Consider the following 463-nt stretch of genomic DNA (forward strand, 5'->3'; position numbering starts at 1 on the left):
GACACCGGATCCAGCGCCAGCGATGGCCTGAGCAGCGACGGCACGGTGACTGTCAGCCTGGCTCCCGATGCCGCCGGCTGGGAATACCGGACCAGCAGCAATGGCAGCTGGACCGCGGGCAGCGGCGGCAGTTTCACGCTGGCCCCGGGCAGCTACGCCGCCGGGCAGGTGCAGGTGCGCCAGACCGATATCGCCGGCAATACCAGCACTGCCGCCAGCAATAGCGCCGCCATCACGATCGACCAGGGTGTGGACGCGCCTTCCCTGGTCCTGGCCAACGACACCGGATCCAGCGCCAGCGACGGCCTGAGCCGCGATGGCACGGTGAACGTCGGCCTGGCCCCCGATGCCGCCGGCTGGGAATACCGCACCAGCAGCAGTGGCAGCTGGACCGCGGGCAGCGGCAGCAGCTTCACGCTGGCGCCCGGCAGCTATGCCGCCGGACAGGTGCAGGTGCGCCAGA

The 463-nt window shown here is 70.8% G+C and carries 1 protein-coding gene; it reads left to right on the forward strand.

Going from position 1 to position 463, the window contains the following annotated elements; genetic code table 11:
* The coding region (locus LCI23_RS20475) for a hypothetical protein (protein WP_224948280.1) at positions 1-463 on the forward strand (463 nt) is incomplete at both ends.

The organism is Massilia sp. MS-15, from assembly GCF_020176695.1.
GTDB lineage: Bacteria > Pseudomonadota > Gammaproteobacteria > Burkholderiales > Burkholderiaceae_D > Telluria > Telluria hydrophila.